The following is a 2,500-nucleotide window of genomic DNA, read 5'->3' on the forward strand; positions in this document are numbered from 1 at the left end:
ATTATTCATTATATCATATAGGCAATATAATTGCAAGTACTTTTTTTATGAACGGTACTTATTCGCTCAAAACTGAATAAAACAGACATTGTGCTACACGAATCAGGGTAATCAAGCCCTTTTCAAAATTGGTTAAGTCCTCGATCGATTAGTATCCGTCAGCTCCACACGTCGCCGTGCTTCCACCCCAGACCTATCAACCTCATCTTCTTTGAGGGATCTTACTTACTTGCGTAATGGGAAATCTCATCTCGAGGGGGGCTTCATGCTTAGATGCTTTCAGCATTTATCCCGTCCATACATAGCTACCCAGCGATGCCTTTGGCAAGACAACTGGTACACCAGAGGTATGTCCATCCCGGTCCTCTCGTACTAAGGACAGCTCCTCTCAAATTTCCTGCGCCCGCGACGGATAGGGACCGAACTGTCTCACGACGTTCTGAACCCAGCTCGCGTACCGCTTTAATGGGCGAACAGCCCAACCCTTGGGACCGACTACAGCCCCAGGATGCGATGAGCCGACATCGAGGTGCCAAACCTCCCCGTCGATGTGGACTCTTGGGGGAGATAAGCCTGTTATCCCCGGGGTAGCTTTTATCCGTTGAGCGATGGCCCTTCCATGCGGAACCACCGGATCACTAAGCCCGTCTTTCGACCCTGCTCGACTTGTAGGTCTCGCAGTCAAGCTCCCTTATGCCTTTGCACTCTACGAATGATGTCCAACCATTCTGAGGGAACCTTTGGGCGCCTCCGTTACTCTTTAGGAGGCGACCGCCCCAGTCAAACTGCCCGCCTGACACTGTCTCCTGCCCCGATAAGGGGCATGGGTTAGAAGTCCAATACAGCCAGGGTAGTATCCCACCAACGCCTCATCCGAAGCTAGCGCTCCGGAATCCAAGGCTCCTACCTATCCTGTACAGGCTGCACCGGAATTCAATATCAGGTTACAGTAAAGCTCCACGGGGTCTTTCCGTCCTGTCGCGGGTAACCTGCATCTTCACAGGTATTATAATTTCACCGAGTCTCTCGTTGAGACAGTGCCCAGATCGTTACGCCTTTCGTGCGGGTCGGAACTTACCCGACAAGGAATTTCGCTACCTTAGGACCGTTATAGTTACGGCCGCCGTTTACTGGGGCTTCAATTCGAAGCTTCGCTTGCGCTGACCTCTCCTCTTAACCTTCCAGCACCGGGCAGGCGTCAGCCCCTATACTTCACCTTGCGGTTTTGCAGAGACCTGTGTTTTTGCTAAACAGTCGCCTGGGCCTATTCACTGCGGCTCTCTCGGGCTTTAACACCCTACCAGAGCACCCCTTCTCCCGAAGTTACGGGGTCATTTTGCCGAGTTCCTTAACGAGAGTTCTCTCGATCACCTTAGGATTCTCTCCTCGCCTACCTGTGTCGGTTTGCGGTACAGGCACCTCCCGCCTCGCTAGAGGCTTTTCTTGGCAGCGTGAAATCAGGGACTCAGGGATAAATCCCCTTGCTGTAACAGCTCAATGTTATAGGAACGGGATTTGCCTCATTCCACACCTCACTGCTTAGACGCGCATAACCAACAGCGCGCTCACCCTATCCTACTGCGTCACCCCATTGCTCAAACGGCGGGGAGGTGGTACAGGAATATCAACCTGTTGTCCATCGTCTACGCCTTTCGGCCTCAACTTAGGTCCTGACTAACCCTGAGCGGACGAGCCTTCCTCAGGAAACCTTGGGCATTCGGTGGAAGGGATTCTCACCCTTCTTTCGCTACTCATACCGGCATTCTCACTTCCAAGCGCTCCACCAGTCCTTACGGTCTAGCTTCGACGCCCTTGGAACGCTCTCCTACCACTGACATCTAAGATGTCAATCCACAGTTTCGGTGATTCGTTTAGCCCCGGTACATTTTCGGCGCAGCGCCACTCGACCAGTGAGCTATTACGCACTCTTTAAATGATGGCTGCTTCTAAGCCAACATCCTGGTTGTCTGGGCAACGCCACATCCTTTTCCACTTAACGAATACTTGGGGACCTTAACTGGTGGTCTGGGCTGTTTCCCTCTCGACTACGGATCTTATCACCCGCAGTCTGACTCCCAAACATAAATCATCGGCATTCGGAGTTTGTCTGAATTCGGTAACCCGGGATGGGCCCCTAGTCCAAACAGTGCTCTACCTCCGAGATTCTTAAGTTTGAGGCTAGCCCTAAAGCTATTTCGGAGAGAACCAGCTATCTCCAGGTTCGATTGGAATTTCACCGCTACCCACACCTCATCCCCGCACTTTTCAACGTACGTGGGTTCGGGCCTCCAGTAAGTGTTACCTTACCTTCACCCTGGACATGGGTAGATCACCTGGTTTCGGGTCTACGACCCCATACTCTATCGCCCTATTCAGACTCGCTTTCGCTGCGGCTCCGCATTCACTGCTTAACCTTGCATGGAATCGTAACTCGCCGGTTCATTCTACAAAAGGCACGCCATCACCCATTAACGGGCTCTGACAACTTGTAGGCACATGG

General features: G+C 52.2%; 1 rRNA gene (cut by a window edge). It reads right to left on the minus strand.

The features are described from left to right. Window positions 1–128 precede the first annotated feature (128 nt). Window positions 129–2,500: ribosomal RNA gene (locus tag MKX62_RS07105) — 23S ribosomal RNA — on the minus strand (it continues 560 nt past the right edge of the window).

It is taken from the genome of Sporosarcina sp. FSL K6-5500 (genome assembly GCF_038005665.1).
Classification (GTDB): domain Bacteria; phylum Bacillota; class Bacilli; order Bacillales_A; family Planococcaceae; genus Sporosarcina; species Sporosarcina psychrophila.